Below are 17,072 nucleotides of genomic sequence, written 5' to 3'. Positions count from 1 at the left end.
CCGTCGCCCTACTTCGACAATACGAATAAGGTTATAATCTTTTTCGATAATAAGTAAGTAGATGCTTTCCAACCTTTTAAAAAGAGGACAGTCTAGGAACGCGACATGGTCATGGTGCTTCTCCGCAAAATAAAAGAACATTTTGCAACAACACCCGTTGCAGGCCACCGAAGACGTATTTCGTCGGTTGCTCTACTGCTCCTCTATACAATAGCTGCTAATGATTTTTGGGTCTTATTCTCTTTTACAAGCAGAAGTAAATTATAGAAATGCTCTTATTAAAGATTCTCGCTAACAACAGGTCCATCCCCTCTAACTTACCTTGTGTACAATCCACTCCATTTTCCTATCGTTGAAAGTACCAGTGACTTTATGCACTTAAACAAGAATGCTTCATTATTTTTTATTTGTCTTTTCTCTTATGATCGATTTGAAATCATTTTATTGATTGCAGTGGAAGGCGGCGACTCCTGCGGGATGAGTGAGACAGATGAGACATCACATCGTACGCGAAAGCGGCGGTGATGGCTCATCGCTCACCCCGCGGAAAGCGTCCGCCTGTAACGGAAATCAGCGGTACCCTTTAATAGAACCTACTCTTCAAATACCAGAAACACTATTTTTTACTTACTTGTCATTTATTTTATGATTGATTTGAAATCATTTAATTGATAGCAGAGGAAGGAGGCGACTCTGGTGGGATGAGTGAAGATGAGACCTTACAATTTCTTATTCTTTGAAAAAGCAGCTTCTCCCAAAAACAAATTGGGTAGAAGCTGCTCTTATTTTTTTCGATATATCGGCTCATCTGTCGAAATCTCCTCATAAGCAGCTGCATATTGGCTGATTCTCAACGATTCCTTATTCCCTAGACCAAGAAAACCGTCTTGAGATAAACTTTGGATAAATAACTCATGCACTTTGTTTTGAAGCGATGGATTGAAATATATTAATACATTCCTGCAGAAAATCACATGAAATTCATTAAACGATTGATCCGTCACTAAGTTATGCTGTGCAAAGATAACATTCTTCAAAAGTTGCTCAGAAAAAAACACATTTTGAGAATTTGTTTTATAATACATAGAAAACTCTTTCGTCCCACCTGCTTTAAGATAATTCTTTGTATAGCTTTGCATTTTATTCAACGGGACAATTCCTCGCCTTGCCTGTTCGATAGCTATTTTACTCATATCAGTTGCGTAAATCGTTGTTTTGTCCAGCAATCCCTCTTCTTCCAGTAGAATTGCCATCGAAAGTACTTCTTCCCCGGTTGCACAGCCGGCATGCCAAATTCTAATATCTTTATATTTACGGAGGATAGGAATGATATTCATTCTAAATTCTTTAAAAAAGGAAGGATCTCGGAACATTTCTGTTACAGGTACGGAAAACCCTTCGATAATTTTTTCTAGAAAACCGGGTTCATGAATCGCCCTTTCTATGAGAGAAGTTATATTTGGAGCATTCTCTATAGAACGTCTATTTTCAATCCTCCGTATAATCGAAGCACGTACATACTGTTTAAAATCATAGCCTGTTATACGGTGTATCGTTTCCAATAGCAAGTCCACTTCAAGTTCTTTTTTATAATTTTCATCGTGACTATACATTATAAATCATCCATTTCTGTTAATTAGAAACCCATACACGCAGGACCGATAAGAGTTGTTCTAAATCCAGGGGTTTACTTACATAATCAGAAGCCCCTTTCTCTAAACATTTCTTGCGATCCCGCTCCATTGCTTTTGCAGTAAGGGCAATGATAGGTAAATCCGCTAGCTCGTCATTTGAACGGATTTTTTGCATTGTTTCATATCCATCCATATTCGGCATCATAATATCCATAAGAATAATATCAAACAACAAAGGCTGTACTTCTAAAATATCCAGACATTCTAGCCCATTGTTTACGGAAGTGACAATCATTCCTTCTTGCTTCAAAGCAGCTTCTAAAGCAAAAATATTACGCAAATCATCATCTACGATTAATACATTCTTTCCCTGTAGAACATTTTGCTTTTCTACTTGAATTAAATTCATTTTTGCTGCTTCTAAAGGCAAACCTCCATCATCTATTGCAGATGCTGCAACTTCCTCTAGTGAAGTTATAACTGTATTCTCTACGTTCATCTTTTCTGAAAAACTTGGAAGGTACAATGTAAAAGTACTGCCGACTCCCTCTTCGCTCCCTAGAGTAATATAACCACCTAAAAGTTTTGCATATTCTTGGCAAATTGAAAGACCAAGACCAGTTCCTCCATATTTCCTCATTGTCGCACCATCCGCTTGTTGGAATGCTTTAAAAATCAATTGATGCTTCTCAGGCGGAATACCAATTCCTGTATCCTTTATGGAAAATGAAATCCAATAGTCTTCCTCTTTGTCAGCAAATATAGGCTCCAAGTTCTTATTTTGAACTTTTTTAATCTCTATTAGAACACTACCTTTTTCGGTGTACTTGAATGCATTAGAAAGTAGATTCTTTAAGATTTGAAGCATTCTTTTTTCATCTGTACAAAATAGATTTTGGATATTTGGATCTTTTACAATATTAAACAAAAGACCTTTTTGTTCTGCAACATGATTAAAGTTCATTTCTAAATAATTCGGCAGGTCATCGATATTCATTTCGCTATATTCAATTTCCATTTTTCCTGCCTCTACTTTTGACAAATCAAGAATATCATCGATTAATGATAAGAGGTCTTTTCCAGATGTATGGATAACTTTAGCGAATTTCTCTTCCTCTTCTCGCGATTGCTCTTGTGCATTTTCAGCAATCAGTTCGGAAAGGATTAATATACTATTCAAAGGAGTTCGAAGCTCATGTGACACATTTGCGAGGAATTCGGATTTATATTTAGAACTTAAAATTAGCTGTTCGGCTTGTTGTTCCAATTCCACTTTCGCCTGATTCAAAGCCACTGATTTTTGTTCTGCCTCTTTTGAACGTTCTTCTAGCTTTTCATTAATTGTTTGCAATTCTTCCGATTGCATTTGCAGCTCTTCTGATTGTGTTTGTAAATCATCTGACTGAACACGTAATTCCTCTGTCATAGCCTGAGATTCAGTAAGTAAACGCTCTATTTCCTCTCGATCCTTTGCACTATTTAATGTAATACCAAAGTTTTCTATAACATCTACTATGAATTGTTGATCGGATTTAGAAAAATTCGTCAGACTAAGTATTTCAATTACAGCAATTACTTCACCATCGTAAAGAACCGGTGCAATAATCATTCCTTTTGGACGAATCGTCCCTAATGCAGAAGGAATTAGTTGGAATTCGTCCAAATCATGCAGAATATGCATACGTTTTTTTAGTGCATACTCTCCGATTAAGCCTTGTCCTAATTCGAAATGATTTCTTCCTACTGTATCAAATCCATCTGCGAATGTTGCACTTTTCACAAAACGTTGCCTATTACTTCGAAAATCTCTTACATAAATAGCCCCATATGATGTATTTGCCTCTTCCGAAATTGTGGAGATAAGTACTTTACATAAGTCAGCTATAGACGTAATACCTTGGTAGGAATTAAATGTATTGCTAATGCGTCTTTGATGCATTTCTCTTTGCTCTAAATTTGTCAGCAACTCATTTGTGGCGTTGCCTAGTTCTCTAATCTCATCTTGTGTTCTTAGTTTAATTCTCCTCGACAAGTCCAGACCATTTGTGTTTGTGAAAGTAGCAATATCTTTTATCGACTCTATTACTTCGTTAATAGTTTTGACAATTGAACGAGATACCATCGTAGACATAGCTAAAGCCACTATAAACACGATTATGCCTAACGTGATTAAACCTTGAATTAACGAGTCAATATTTTGGTTTAATGCATCCGATCTTTTCTGTCTTAACTCATGTTCAACTTCTCGAAAGTTATCAAACTGGCTACGAACCAAATCTACCGTTGCCCCACCCTGATCACCTGCTAAATAATTTGACGTGTTCCCATTACTTTCTTGTTTCTTTTGGTTAATCATCGGTTCTCCCACAGTGTCAATCCATTTGTTGATATTATCTTTAATAACCAATAGTTTTGCTTGTTGCACTGGGTCATTCACTAAACTATATAATTTATCAAACTTATTTCGCCATTCTGTATTTCCTTTGTTATACGGCTGTAGATAACTTTCCTCTCCCGTAATTATATAACCTCTTTGTCCCCTCACCATATCAAGAACATATTTTTCAACTTGATGGGACAAATTCGTTACTTCAAAATCATGGATTATTATATAATCTTTATCAGCTTGTACGGAAGAAAATTGATTATTTACGAGGAAGAATGCAAAAATAACCATTATTAAAACCAATAAGTAGCCGGACATGATTTTTGCTCGAATACCGATTTTCATATTTTTTCTCATGGAATAAAGAGCCTACTTTCTATTAATAATGTATAGATATACCGCTACTAAAGTACATTATACAATAATATCAACGTATATTTTCAATAATTCGAAATCATTCGACACACCTCGACATTAGTAATCCATTTTCGCCCTCACATTTTTCCTTTTATATGGTCATTCGCCCATAATATAACACTAGAAGAAATATTTAAAATAGCATATTCTTAATAAGGCTTATATAAAGAATCTTTATTTGAGACTAATTATTTTGCAGGAGAATAGAAATGAAAAAATTATTATCTATTGTATTAGCAACTGGTATGGCAGGAGCTAGTGTATTCACCCCTTATACAAACGCGGAGGCGGCATCCATCACTAAAGCTGAATCTTTAGTAAAAGCAGCAGAACAACATGCTGGAGCTTTAAAATGGCAAATATCTGTTGAACTTACGAAAGAAATTAAGTATCCAGATATGAATATTTTCAACTTAACAAAAAACGCTTACTTAAATGCGAAAAAAGAGCTTGCAAGTGTAAGAGCGAAAGATAAAGTTAAGTTGGAAAAACGTTTAGAAGATAACGCTGGTATTCACTATACTCGCGCAATGGGATACATTGATGCCATCACTTCTGGAAAGAAGATTGTAGATAAAGCAGAAGCATTTAATAAACTATATGCGGCTAATCCAACATCTGACGTAACAGAAAAAAGTTACCATGAATTATCAAGCGAAATTCGTAAACAAGCAATCTTACTTTACCGTGTTTACGGAAAATCGACTCGTGATGCAATCTTAACTAAATACAAAACTCCTGGTGAAAAAGCACTTGAATCTTCTAAATATGTAGTTACTGCAAAAATGGAGCTAGATAAATTAGATGATTTGATTACTAAAAAAGCTGATCAAAAAACAGTAGAAGCACAAGTTTCTACATTCCTTGATGCGTTAGATGCAATTGAGGAAGAGTCAATCATTGTTGACCTTTATGATGCTTACTATGACAGCATTAGAGAAGATGAAAACTTCGTAGCGCAAGAAAAAGAAATTATGGAGTTCTTTGAGAAATCAGTTGAATATGCAAATGCAGAAGATATTGATAAAACACTTGCTTTATACAGTAAAGAATACCCTGGCTATGCAGATCTGAAAGAAACATTAAGTGCAATTTTTGAAGAACATGACATAAAACACGAAACTTTAGGATTAGAAGTTATTTCTATTTTAGATGGTACTGCGTTAGTTACGCATGATCAAACGCTAACTTTTAATGAAAATGATTCGATTGAACATTCTATTACTTACGTTTTAGCGAAAGATGAAGCTGGCGACTGGAAATACCTTGAAGAACTAGCTGAATTAGACGTAGAAGACGTGGAATAATAGATTAATAACTGTAGTTACATGTAGAAATACAAGTGGCTACAGTTTTTATATTAAAAAGAAATAATCATTCCACCTTTTCCTGCATAAGTTCCCATTGTTGCACCCATGTAACGAACTATGACATCTTTTGGCTGAAACTGTTGAATAAGTTCTGCTTTGAGTGCTTCCGCTTCTTCTACGTTTCCAGTGTGAGTAATTCCAAAAAAAGTGTTAGAAAAATCTTCTTTTCTATGACGAATAACTTCGAGTGTCTTTTTTTGAAATCTCTTCTTCCCTTGAACTTTTTCTAGAATCTCCACTTTGCCATTAACCCCTTCTAAAATCACTTTTATATTGAGGATTTTGGCTAGTGATCCTTGAAATTTACTAAGTCGTCCACCTTTTACAATGTTTTCTAACGTATCTAAGAGGATGAGAATATTCATTTTTTCTCTTTCTCGCTCCAGTTCTGTAACAATTTCTCCTATTGAATATCCATTTTGAGCAAGTTCAGCTGCACGGATAATTTGGAAACCATGAGCAAGGGAACCTGCCAACGTGTCAAACACTGTAACATTAGCACCCGAAAGTTCTTTCCCCATACATGCCGATTGATAAGTACCGCTTAATCCGGAAGAAATAGTAAGACATAACAATTCATCATCCTCCCTAAATTTAGAGAAAGTTTCCGCAAATGCTGTTGGTGACGGTTGGGATGTTTTGGGTAGGTTTTCCGAAGAAAATAGCTTCACAAAGAACTCTGGTGGCGTTAGATCAATACCTTCTAAATAGTCGTTACCTTCCATATTAACTTTCAACGGTATGACCGTAATATCATATTTCTTTAATATTTCTTTCGATAAATCTGAAGAACTATCTGTCAAAATTTTTATCATTTTGTTACCGCCTTTATGTTAAAGATTCACATCTGTTATAATAATAATTATAGCAGATACTCGTTTTTTTCATTGTTTAGTCGCTCAGAAATTGGGATATAAAGAACTTTTTTTTGTAATAATATCTTATTACTAAATGCACATGCGAAACTTTTTACTCGCTAATTCGTAAGGTGAATATACAAAGAAAGAGGCGAACACTAACAGTGAATGATTCTAAAGAGTGGCTAATAGAGGAATTAAAACAGGTAGAAAATTGGGAGAAAGATCAAAATGATTTATGGTTTTGGGAAAGACTTGGTCGCCTTCCTTTTAAAATAATCGATAAATGGACCCCATCATTCATTCAAAACAAGATCGGTGTCCTTGTAGATGAGCTTGGCCAATACGTTCAGACGGGTGGTAGTTATTTAAGTTCTCCCTCTAAAATCCCTTCCTATTTTCCCGATACGGAAGTACAAACATTAGAAGAAGTAAACAAATTACCTGTTTCCAAAATGGATGGCGCTGCAGAAAAGCTCACCGGAAACAGAAAGAAGATAGCAACGATACAAGGAGCTAGTACAGGTATCGGAGGTATTTTCACATTATCTATCGATATTCCCCTCCTTTTAGGTTTACAGTTAAAAACATTACAAGATATTGCGATTTGCTACGGCTACGATCCAAATGACAAAAAAGAACGATTATTTATCATAAAATGTCTTCAATTTGTCTCAGCTGATATAGTTGGAAAGCAATCAATTCTTGCTCAACTATCTATGTTTGATCAACAAAATGAACAGGCAAAACGAGAAGTGTTATCGGAATTACAAGGATGGCGTGAAGTAATGTTTTCTTACCGTGATCAATTCGGATGGAAAAAACTATTTCAAATGATTCCAATAGCTGGTCTCGTGTTTGGTGCGTTCATTAACCGGTCTGCTATAAACGATATAGGAGAAGCAGGTCAAATGCTATTCCGGAAAAGAAGAATTATCGAGAGACTGGAGAATCATACAAACTACGACATTTTTCCCGAAAAATAATTAATCTCTCCTACTTTTCATTCATTTCTTCAATTTACTTAAGAAGATATTCCCTAAAATGAATTTATTATGTGTCAAATAGGATATACTATTACTATAGACCGTAAATAAAAGAAGAAGAGGAGGTATGAATGTGTCAGTTGCTAGTGAAGCATCTCAAGTAAACCTAGATTTTTTAATTAATGATTTGGGCCTTCGACAAGTATCAAATACCGCCCTGTTTCGAAAGGGAAATATACTAGTTATTTCGCCATCTGTACAAAACAAATCAAACACATTTGAACTCGGAGAATCACTTATGAAAAAATTTGATCCCGACACAGATGAAGGATATTTACTCATCCGTATAAAAGACAAGTTCTTAATGGCAAAGCTTCATCCTTTTCAAAGAAAAATGATGACTGCCGACACGGAAAAGAGTACAAAAAGTAAGCCTTCTTTTTGGAAATTTAATGTCATTGAATCCATTATTCCACGTATTGAAAATAATGGGGATCGTGAGCTAACCTACAAAATCCAAGCTCCAACAACAAAACAATTAATTACTTTTTTTAACAAAGAATAGTAATTTGGCACTGAGAATATATATTCTCAGTGTTTTTATTTTGCATGATTAAAATAACTGTTTCATGCCATATTAGGATAGAACGAAAAATAGAAAGGAGAATTAACATCGGCAGAGACAATAAGCAAGGTAAAAGTAAAAACAAAGACACGCTTCCACAAACACCTAAAAACCAGAAAATAAAACCAAATAATATGCAAGAAGAAATTGCTGCGGAGTTTGCAGAGCTTCGAGAAAACACTTCGAAGAAAAAAAGAAAGTAAAAAAAGCCTCTTAAAGGGGCTTTTTTTACTTTTTGATTTAACACTATTTTCGTACGTATTTTTAATTCCCTTATACTTTAGCCTCTATAAAATGGTATTAGTCCCCTTTTATACAGGTAAGCAACGGTATTTAGTAAAGTAGCTGAAATTTTCTTTGGAAAATAAGCTTTAACATAATGCATTTGATACGCTTTTTTTAGATTATGCCACTGCATACAATTTTTCGCTTGTCTAAAGCGTGCGACATCGATTATTCTTATTTCTCTATTGGATGTGATAAAAATATTTCGCAAGTGAATATCAGAAGGATTTAGTCCTCGGGCAGAGGCTAATGATAATGCAAAATCAATTTCTTTTATATGTGCTATCTTTATTTCTTCACCATAGGTCATACATTCAAAAAGAGTATGCCCATCAATAAAGTCTATAACTATATAATTTGCTCCTACGTGATAAATGGATGGGTAATAAGAGATCCCTTGCAGTATTTTATAAATCTCAGCCTCTTCTTTCGCAAGATGCATAAAATTTGGAAAGAATATTTTCATTGCTTTATCCGTAGATTTTATTTTAAAAACAAATGCACTTCTTCCCGTACCAACAAGCTGTAAGGAATCATCATAGCTAATCAGATGATTTTCCTTGTTAATAATGACTGTACTTGCAAGTGCTTCAAAAGTATTCACAATTTGACCTCCAATATGTGTATAGAAAATAACAAAAGCGCAAGCACCTGTCTTTGCCCCCGAGGGGTAAGGTGCTGGAGTCTAGATGTAGAAGTTCTTGTAGAAAGTTATCCATATGTCTAGAAGTTAATAATTTCCTAAATAAAAAAAAGACGATATAACCAAGATCTGGTCCATCGTCTTTTAAAAGAACAAGAGACCTCACCAAATAATTGGTAAGGTCTCGCAAACAACAATCGTTGCCAACAAAGCCGAGGAGATAAATCCTGTATTGACGACTTCGCTGTATAGCTACTCCCCTTAACGGAAGTTGAGTATTCATTTAGTAGGCTTATTATAAGCTGTGCAAGCTTGTGAGTCAATTATTTGGATTGACCATTTATCTCCTTATTGCGTATAATGTATATGAGCATATGTTCATATACATTATACGGGGTGATTCGAGTGATATTCGATGTAATAGTGATAGGTGCAGGTCAAGCTGGGTTATCAATGGGGTACTACTTACAGAAATCATCCTTATCGTTCCTTATTCTTGATAAAAATGAACGCATCGGGGAAGTTTGGAGAAATCGGTATGACTCTCTTGTTTTATTTACACCACGTTCTTATAGTTCGCTACACGGTCTACCTCTGGAAGGAGATCTAAATGGTTTTCCGACCAAAAATGAGATAGGAGATTACTTAGAACGTTATGCTAATGCGTTTGATTTACCAATACAAAACAATACGGAAGTACAACAAATAACTAAATTAGATGGAATTTTTCATATAACAATTCAGAATTCATCTCTGCAATGCAAGAACGTGATTATCGCTTCGGGTCCTTTTCAACATCCAAATATCCCTAGTTTTTCTAGAGAGCTATCAAAAGAAATAGTACAGCTACATTCTTCACAATTCAAAAATCCTTCACAACTTCAGAAAGGAACTGCTTTAGTAGTCGGAGGTGGAAATTCTGGAGCTCAAATTGCGGTAGCACTATCGGAATCCCATTACACCTATCTATCTGTTGGGAAGAAAATTCGTTTTCTCCCCTTAAGCTTCGGGAAGAAAAGTACTTTTGAGTGGTTGGACAAATTGGGAATTCTTAAATCGAGAAATACTTCTTTGATTGGTAAGAGAATTCAAAATATGGGTGATCCAGTATTCGGATATGAACTACTGGATAAAATAAAAGATGGTAAAGTTAACATAAAAAGCAGAACAGTTAGTGTCAAAAAAGACAGCATTACATTTAATGACGGCACTTCGTTACATGTCGATAATATCATTTGGGCTACCGGCTTTATACCAGACTACTCATGGTTAGATTTTCCGAACATCCTTTCACCAAACGGAAGTGTGAAACATAATAGAGGAATTACTGAAGTAGAAGGACTTTTCTTCCTTGGTCTACCGTGGCAACATAGAAGAGGATCTGCTGCGCTATTTGGAGTAGGAGACGACGCACAGTATCTATTTCAAGTTTTAAATGAAAGGAAGGATCTCTAAATGAAGCAACAAGAGCATGCATTTTTATCTCCAAATACGGTCGATGATGCTTCCCGTATTTTTAAGGCATTAGCTGACCCAACTCGAATTAAAATATTATATTTGCTATCTCAAGAAGAATGTTCAGTAAGTCATATTACGAAAATATTGAATATGACACAGTCAGCAGTATCACACCAACTAAGCTTACTAAGAAATTTACGTCTTGTTAAATACAGACGAGATGGGAACACTTTTTATTACACTTACGACGATGAACATGTAATTACTATTTTAAATCAAGTCATTTCACATATTGAATGTAAATAAGGAGGAAAATTTATGGGTCATCACCATCATCATGGTCACGACCATCACGGACATTCACACAGCCATTTTGAGGAGTCTCGGGAAGGAAATAAAAAAGGATTACTAATTGCTCTACTTATTACGACCGGAATTATGTTTTTAGAGTTCTTTGGAGGGTTATTCACAAATAGCTTAGCTCTATTATCTGATTCAGGACATATGTTAAGTGATGCGAGCGCTTTGTTTTTAAGCCTAGTAGCTATTTGGTTTGCTTCAAAAGCACCTTCACCTCATAAGACATTTGGGGGTTATCGTTTTGAAATATTAGCTGCATTATTTAATGGTATAACGTTATTTATTATTGCTGGATTTATCGTTTGGGAAGCATTTGGTCGATTTTTCGAACCGCAAGCAGTTGCAAGCGGAACAATGATGCTGATTGCTGCAATCGGATTGTTTGCAAATTTATTGAGTGCTTGGGCTTTAATGCGAAAAGGTGATGTAAAAAACAATGTAAATTTAAGAGGGGCATATTTACATGTGCTTGGAGACGCTTTAGGATCTATCGGTGCAATAGTAGCTGGAATTCTCATGCTATTATTTGATTGGTTCATCGCTGATCCGATCATTTCAGTCCTCGTCGCTTTATTAATCTTGAGAAGTGCCTGGGGGCTTATTAAGCATTCCGTTCATATCTTAATGGAAGGAACACCAATTTCCATCGATCAAACCGAAGTTAAGGCTGAATTAGAAAAAATTGAGGGTGTCAACAATGTCCACGACCTTCATATATGGACGATTACTTCTGGATTAGACTCATTAAGCTGCCATCTTGTTATTCATGATGAGAGGAATAGCCAACGTATTCTTCAACAAGCCATTGATAAATTACAAGAGTCATTCCACATAGAGCATGCAACTATTCAAATAGAAACCGTTGAGATCAAACACGGTGAATTGAAATGTCATTTGAAGTAAAAATTCTTACCTGTATTTCACAAAATATATAACATCAATCTGTGGGGCTGTCTCTGTGAGATGTCGCTTTCCAAAGTAGTGATTTCTTCCGCAAAAGAACAAAAAACATAAATGACCTTTCTGTGTATCTTGTTTTTCGAAGCAGCCTGGTGTGCAGTATAGGGATGCTGCGTCGTATGAAGTGTCCGCAAGGATTTCCGCTGCAGGGCGGGCGCTTTCCGCGGGGTGAGCGATGAGCCTTCACCGCCCCTACGCGTACGTTGTGAAGTCTCATCTGTCTCACTTAATCCCGCTGGAGTCGCCGCCCTTCCGCTCCAATCCAAAGATATTTGCTTGCTTATCAGCGGCACTGCTCTAAATTATCTTATGTAATATTTGCCTAAAGTAAATTCCAAAAAATAGTTGAACAAGACATAGCATGCTGTGAACACGACAAAACTTGTCTCGAAAGCGACATAAGGTCCACTGAACATGAGAAAACCAATCGAGCGAAGGCTTGGGTCACTATACAATTAATGATTGCACAGTATATCGACACGGAGTGGTGTTTTTATGTGCCAGTATCCAATAAATAGCAAAGTGCAACAAGCCAGTCACTGTAAGCAACCAGTATTCGGAAAACACAAATTGCGGGTGTTAGCACCCATTTTTTTAAAACAAGTTCTCATCGAGTGAGACGAAGGTGTATAAGAGATATTATTCCAATAAATAGTTGAATAAAACAATATTATACCTAGTAAATGCTCCACTTATTTGGAGACAGTATTTTCTAATTAGGTCTAATAAATATTTGCATAGTGGACCCGATGAATTTTAATCTCTGATAACTGCAGACGCCAAATTAGCAAGAAATTCCTATTGATTGAAGTGGAAGGTGGCGACTCCAGCCGGATGAGTGAGTAGATGAGACATCACACCGTACGCGTAAGCGGCGGTGATGGCTCAACACTCACCCGGCGGAAAGCGTCCACCTGTAGCGGAAATCATAGCGGTCACCTAATAAACTTTTTACGAAGCATTATCTCTAACTAGTTCCATACCTTCTACTTTATAATTGTTTCCTAAAGCATAAAAAAACAGGTGTAGAATAATGCTCATTTTACACCTGCTTCAGTTATGAACTTATTGGGCAGTCCCTTATATTACATGGTTTGGTGGCCTTTTAGAATTCTACAATTTGAGGTTCTTCCCCTTTTGTGTTCATAACTCGGATTTGCGTAGGGGTAATTTTCAATATGATTAGATTGGGATCTTCCGGTCCATCAAACCAACCTTTTAATGCATTGTTCCATACTTTTTCCTTCATACTTTCATCATCATGTTCTTCCACAGTTCCTTCAATTTCTAAGAATGAATCACCAAATCCTTTTCCTTCGTACCCTAAAAGAATATGTGTATTTGGATTCTTTTGAATCTCTTCCACTTTGTGCGTCTTTTTACTTGTCGCTGAGTACAGAATGAAATCATCGTTAAAGAATGTCATATAGCGGGAATGTGGTTTGTTTTGTTCAATCGTTGCCATTGTACCAATCAAGCTGTCCTTCAAGATTTTTTGTGCGAGCTCTTTTGCGGTTTTTGCCATGAGTAAATCTCTCCTTTTAATGACTTTCACTCTTATTGTTCCTTTTAAGACGCAAATTACTCATCTACTTGAGCAAAGTCAATTCACCACATTATCAAAAATCGTTTCGCTCGATCTCTACCCTTTTCCAGTAAATTAGACTTCATTTCCCTATTCAAATCAAACTGCGTAGCGCTATATTCATCAACAGGAATAAAAATAACATTCTTCTCCAGTTTACGAGAAATATACCTTTCATCATGTGCATTTTTCATCGTGGAAAAAAGTGCTTCAAATAATTGTAAACCATTTTTGATTTTATGAGGCTGCATTTCCTCCGAGCTACTGCTTAGCTTCAAGCCCAGAATAGGACGCTCTTTGTTTCCATTATCAAAAATCCACATTGGGAAATTACTTAATACTCCTCCATCCACAACAATCGTGTCTCCGGAACCAACTCTCAACCTAACTGGTTCAAAAAAAAATGGAATACCACAACTCATACGCAGAGCCCTAGCAACAGGAAAGCTTTCTGGAGATATCCCGTACTTCTCTAAATCATCAGGAAGAACCATCATTTTCCCATTTGTTAAATCCGATGCTACCAGTTTCAAAGACCCTGGTGGTAAATCAGAAAATGAATAAACTCCTTTCACCGCCAACTTTTCCAAAAACCAGTTTTCTAATGCCTTCCCTTGGTATAACCCTAACCCCCAATATAAATTCAGCCACTTCATAAATGGGATTGGAAGTACAGTTTTACGTGGGTCCAGTAAAGATACAAAGTTTTGTTCTACCATTATTTCTTCAATTTCCTTCCCAGTGTATCCTGCTGCTATAAAACAAGCTAAAATGGCCCCGGCACTCGTTCCTGCAACTCGTTTAAATTTGTATCCTTTTTCCTCCAATATTTGAAAAGCTCCTACTAACGCAATACCTTTCATTCCCCCACCCGAAAATACCCCATCTATTAACATACATGACCTACTCCCTTTTTCATGTCGTTATAACAATGTAAGAGATAAAGAGAGGAATTAGAACAAGATGCGACAGTTACTTCGCATATTATTCTAATATGTCAGAATTTGATATTGCCATAATTATTATTACTAGTTATAATGAAACAACGTACAAAATACGTACTGTTGTACACTATACGTACAACAAGGGATGGGTGTACAAATTCAAAATAATAATGTAAGGGTTTACAATCATTGTACTTACATAGAACAAAGGGGATATAATATGACATTGGAAATTAATCAACAATTAATTCCACCACAAACATTTGGTGAAAAACTAAAAAGTATAGGTCCGGGAATCGTTGTTGCAGCAACTGGTGCAGGAACAGCGGATTTAGTCACTTCGCTCGTAATTGGGACACAATTTGGAATGACGTTCGTTTGGGCAATTATCGTTGGATCAGTTCTAAAGTATTTTCTAAATGAAGGGGTGGGAAGGTTTTACTTAGCAACCGGTCAAACAATTTTACAAGGCTGGCACCAACTCGGTAAGTGGGCTACCGGTTATTTCGGAGTATATTCAATTATTTGGGGATTTGTATATGGAGCTGCAGCCGCCTCCACATCTGGCATGGCGATGCATGCAATGTTCCCAATCATGCCGGTTTGGGCATGGGCTATACTTCATGGTGTTGTTGGATTTATCTTAATCTGGTTTGGCCGTTATCTATTATTTGAAAGAGTAATGACTGTTTTAATAGGCGTTATGTTTGTAACAATTATTGGTACTGCTGCTTTGTTCTTACCAAGTTTCGGTGAATTTTCATATGGTTTAGTACCGCGCGTACCTCAAGGCTCCTTCTTTCTCATGCTTGGATTAGTAGGTGGTGTTGGAGGAACTATTACCATGGCTTCCTACGGTTATTGGTTAAAAGAAAAAGGTTGGAGTGGAAAACAGTGGATTTCTGCAATGCGAACAGATGCAAAAATCGCTTATCTGCTCACTGGATTGTTTACATTTGCCGGACTAATTATTGGAGCCCAATTTTTAGCTGGTTCAGGTGTTAGTATTCGAGATGATGAAGGATTAATAAAGTTAGCGCATATGCTAGGGACGGAGTTTGGTACTCCGATGAAATGGATGTTCTTAGTTGCTTTCTGGTCTGCTGCCTATTCATCACTTATTGGTGTTTGGAATGGTGTTCCTTATCTTTTTGCTGACTTTGTTAAAACGGTACGTAAAAAGAAAGAAGCTGTTAACAAAGAAGTATCTACCAAAGATCCTGCCTACCGTTTTTACTTATGCTGGCTTACATTTCCACCGATGATTTTATTTTATTTTGGTAAACCAGTTGAACTTATTATTCTTTACGGAGCGTTAGGTTCCTTATTTATGCCGTTTTTAGCTGCTTCTTTACTTTTCCTATTGAATTCTAAGAGAGTTGTAAAAGAGTTTAGAAACAAGTGGGTTCCTAATGCTGTACTAATCTCTTGTCTAATTATGTTTGGTTTCCTTGGTATTCAGGAACTTATTAAACTTTTCAATTAATTTTAAAGTGCCCGTATACAGAACAATGGCTAATTGTTTTGAATACGGGCATTCTACATAGTAACGGTGAGAAGCATCGCTCCTTCACCGTTTGTTTTCTTAAATATTTAATCTAGAAGGGCTGTTTTTATTGGTAGGTTTGCCTTTGTTTTCGTTATCATTGTTTGTCTTTGCTTCTTTATTTTGACCTCTTACGTCTAAATCATCTGGGCTTACATCATATCCAAAGCCATATTCTTCACGATCTAAAGATTTTCTCGGATTTTTACCATTACCTTTTGTCATGAATTCTTCACCTCCATAACAAATAATTTGTGCATATACAGAAGTTTTATCCCTTTTGTTTTAAAGCAGCTTGTATGTATGCTTCGAATACACGTTTCGAGGCGTCGTCACCGTCTACTGCAAATTCCTCTGGGTGCCACTGGAAGCCAAAAACAAAATTATGTTTCGTACTTTCCACACATTCGATGATTCCATCAGTTGCTCTTGCAACCACTCGAAGGTTTTCCCCTACTGCATTCAAAGCTTGATGGTGGAATGAGTTCACTTTAAACTCATCTTCTTGCAGTAATTCATACAACCGACTTTCTTTATCTACTTTTACCGGGTGAGATCTATGCGTACGAATCGCTATTTGTAAATGTTGCATTACCGGTTCTTTGCGCTGAGAGTGGATAGATTGATAAAGTGTTCCTCCAGTAACCACATTTAACATATGTAGTCCTCTACAAACACCTATATATGGTTTATCCAATTCGAGCATTTTTTGTATAAGAGTGAACTCCAGCTGATCTAACTTCGGTGTGATTCTGCCTAGATGGATATGTGGTTCCGAATTGTAATAAGATGGGTCGATATCTTCCCCTCCTGTCACAAAAAGCCCATCTATTTGTTTCGCTAGTTCATCTATATCTTTTTCCGGTATAACTGGAATTAATACCGGAATTCCTCCAGCTTGTATAATTGCTTTTCCATATACAGGAGGCATGAAATAGTTGCCATCTTCTTTCACTTCAGCTGTTATTCCAATTATTGGTTTCATATAAGTCTCCGTCCTTCATTTTATGTATACT

Annotated in this window: 16 protein-coding genes; 8 read left to right on the top strand and 8 right to left on the bottom strand. The window is 36.2% G+C overall.

The genetic code is table 11. The features are described 5' to 3' along the window. Window positions 1-782: 782 nt before the first annotated feature. Window positions 783-1,613, bottom strand: a complete 831-nt coding sequence (locus tag BMZ04_RS07425; RefSeq protein WP_093267377.1) for a CheR family methyltransferase — start codon at window positions 1,611-1,613, stop codon at window positions 783-785. Between the two features lie 19 nt (window positions 1,614-1,632). Then, window positions 1,633-4,377, bottom strand: a complete 2,745-nt coding sequence (locus BMZ04_RS07420; protein ID WP_093267374.1) for a CHASE3 domain-containing protein — start codon at window positions 4,375-4,377, stop codon at window positions 1,633-1,635. 269 nt (window positions 4,378-4,646) lie between these two features. Here BMZ04_RS07420 and BMZ04_RS07415 point away from each other — a divergent pair, with 269 nt between their 5' ends. Further along, window positions 4,647-5,744 carry a hypothetical protein gene (locus tag BMZ04_RS07415; protein WP_093267371.1) on the top strand — a complete coding sequence of 366 codons (1,098 nt, stop codon included), beginning with the start codon at window positions 4,647-4,649 and terminating at the stop codon, window positions 5,742-5,744. Between the two features lie 53 nt (window positions 5,745-5,797). On the opposite strand, the gene BMZ04_RS07410 is transcribed toward BMZ04_RS07415, so the two are convergent. Continuing rightward, window positions 5,798-6,622, bottom strand: a complete 825-nt coding sequence (locus BMZ04_RS07410) for a DegV family protein (protein ID WP_093267368.1) — start codon at window positions 6,620-6,622, stop codon at window positions 5,798-5,800. Window positions 6,623-6,828: 206 nt separating this feature from the next. Here BMZ04_RS07410 and BMZ04_RS07405 point away from each other — a divergent pair, with 206 nt between their 5' ends. From BMZ04_RS07405 to BMZ04_RS07395, 3 genes are all read left to right on the top strand, one after another. Further along, on the top strand, window positions 6,829-7,650 hold the full coding sequence (locus BMZ04_RS07405; protein ID WP_093267365.1) for an EcsC family protein: 822 nt from the start codon (window positions 6,829-6,831) through the stop codon (window positions 7,648-7,650). 127 nt (window positions 7,651-7,777) lie between these two features. Beyond that, the gene (locus tag BMZ04_RS07400; protein WP_255367842.1) at window positions 7,778-8,215 is read left to right on the top strand and encodes a hypothetical protein; all 438 of its coding nucleotides are present in this window, start codon (window positions 7,778-7,780) and stop codon (window positions 8,213-8,215) included. Window positions 8,216-8,259: 44 nt separating this feature from the next. After that, a complete protein-coding gene (locus tag BMZ04_RS07395) occupies window positions 8,260-8,478 on the top strand; it encodes a YfhD family protein (protein ID WP_093267359.1) in 219 nt (72 codons plus the stop codon). 77 nt (window positions 8,479-8,555) lie between these two features. Here the strand turns inward: BMZ04_RS07395 and BMZ04_RS07390 are convergent, their stop codons facing one another. Then, window positions 8,556-9,164, bottom strand: coding sequence for a serine/threonine protein kinase (locus tag BMZ04_RS07390; protein WP_093267356.1), 609 nt, complete (start codon window positions 9,162-9,164; stop codon window positions 8,556-8,558). A 438-nt stretch (window positions 9,165-9,602) separates the two neighbouring features. Here BMZ04_RS07390 and BMZ04_RS07385 point away from each other — a divergent pair, with 438 nt between their 5' ends. From BMZ04_RS07385 to BMZ04_RS07375, 3 genes are read left to right on the top strand one after another with little or no spacing between them, the layout of a single operon-like run. Further along, window positions 9,603-10,658, top strand: coding sequence for a flavin-containing monooxygenase (locus BMZ04_RS07385; protein WP_255367859.1), 1,056 nt, complete (start codon window positions 9,603-9,605; stop codon window positions 10,656-10,658). Beyond that, a complete protein-coding gene (locus BMZ04_RS07380) occupies window positions 10,659-10,967 on the top strand; it encodes an ArsR/SmtB family transcription factor (RefSeq protein WP_093267353.1) in 309 nt (102 codons plus the stop codon). Window positions 10,968-10,979: 12 nt separating this feature from the next. Then, entirely contained in the window at window positions 10,980-11,924 is a 945-nt protein-coding gene (locus BMZ04_RS07375; protein WP_093267350.1) for a cation diffusion facilitator family transporter, read from the top strand. Window positions 11,925-13,086: 1,162 nt separating this feature from the next. Here the strand turns inward: BMZ04_RS07375 and BMZ04_RS07370 are convergent. Together BMZ04_RS07370 and BMZ04_RS07365 are read right to left on the bottom strand one after the other, a co-directional pair. Beyond that, the gene (locus BMZ04_RS07370; RefSeq protein ID WP_093267347.1) at window positions 13,087-13,506 is read right to left on the bottom strand and encodes a pyridoxamine 5'-phosphate oxidase family protein; all 420 of its coding nucleotides are present in this window, start codon (window positions 13,504-13,506) and stop codon (window positions 13,087-13,089) included. An 83-nt stretch (window positions 13,507-13,589) separates the two neighbouring features. After that, window positions 13,590-14,462 (bottom strand): patatin-like phospholipase family protein, encoded by an 873-nt coding sequence (locus BMZ04_RS07365; protein ID WP_093267344.1) that lies wholly within the window; start codon window positions 14,460-14,462, stop codon window positions 13,590-13,592. A gap of 268 nt (window positions 14,463-14,730) precedes the next feature. Here BMZ04_RS07365 and BMZ04_RS07360 point away from each other — a divergent pair, with 268 nt between their 5' ends. Next, complete coding sequence (locus BMZ04_RS07360) at window positions 14,731-15,996, top strand: Nramp family divalent metal transporter (RefSeq protein WP_093267341.1); 1,266 nt, start codon at window positions 14,731-14,733, stop codon at window positions 15,994-15,996. A gap of 99 nt (window positions 15,997-16,095) precedes the next feature. Here BMZ04_RS07360 and BMZ04_RS07355 read toward each other — a convergent pair whose 3' ends face one another. Both BMZ04_RS07355 and BMZ04_RS07350 read right to left on the bottom strand, forming a co-directional pair. Continuing rightward, window positions 16,096-16,281 (bottom strand): hypothetical protein, encoded by a 186-nt coding sequence (locus tag BMZ04_RS07355; protein WP_093267338.1) that lies wholly within the window; start codon window positions 16,279-16,281, stop codon window positions 16,096-16,098. 46 nt (window positions 16,282-16,327) lie between these two features. After that, window positions 16,328-17,041: a gamma-glutamyl-gamma-aminobutyrate hydrolase family protein gene (locus tag BMZ04_RS07350; protein ID WP_093267335.1), complete on the bottom strand. Its 714-nt coding sequence runs from the start codon at window positions 17,039-17,041 to the stop codon at window positions 16,328-16,330. Window positions 17,042-17,072 lie beyond the last annotated feature (31 nt).

Source organism: Psychrobacillus sp. OK032 (genome assembly GCF_900111345.1).
Taxonomy (GTDB): domain Bacteria; phylum Bacillota; class Bacilli; order Bacillales_A; family Planococcaceae; genus Psychrobacillus.
Note: the sequence above shows the minus strand (reverse complement) of the source record. Positions and strands in the feature narration are given on the sequence as shown.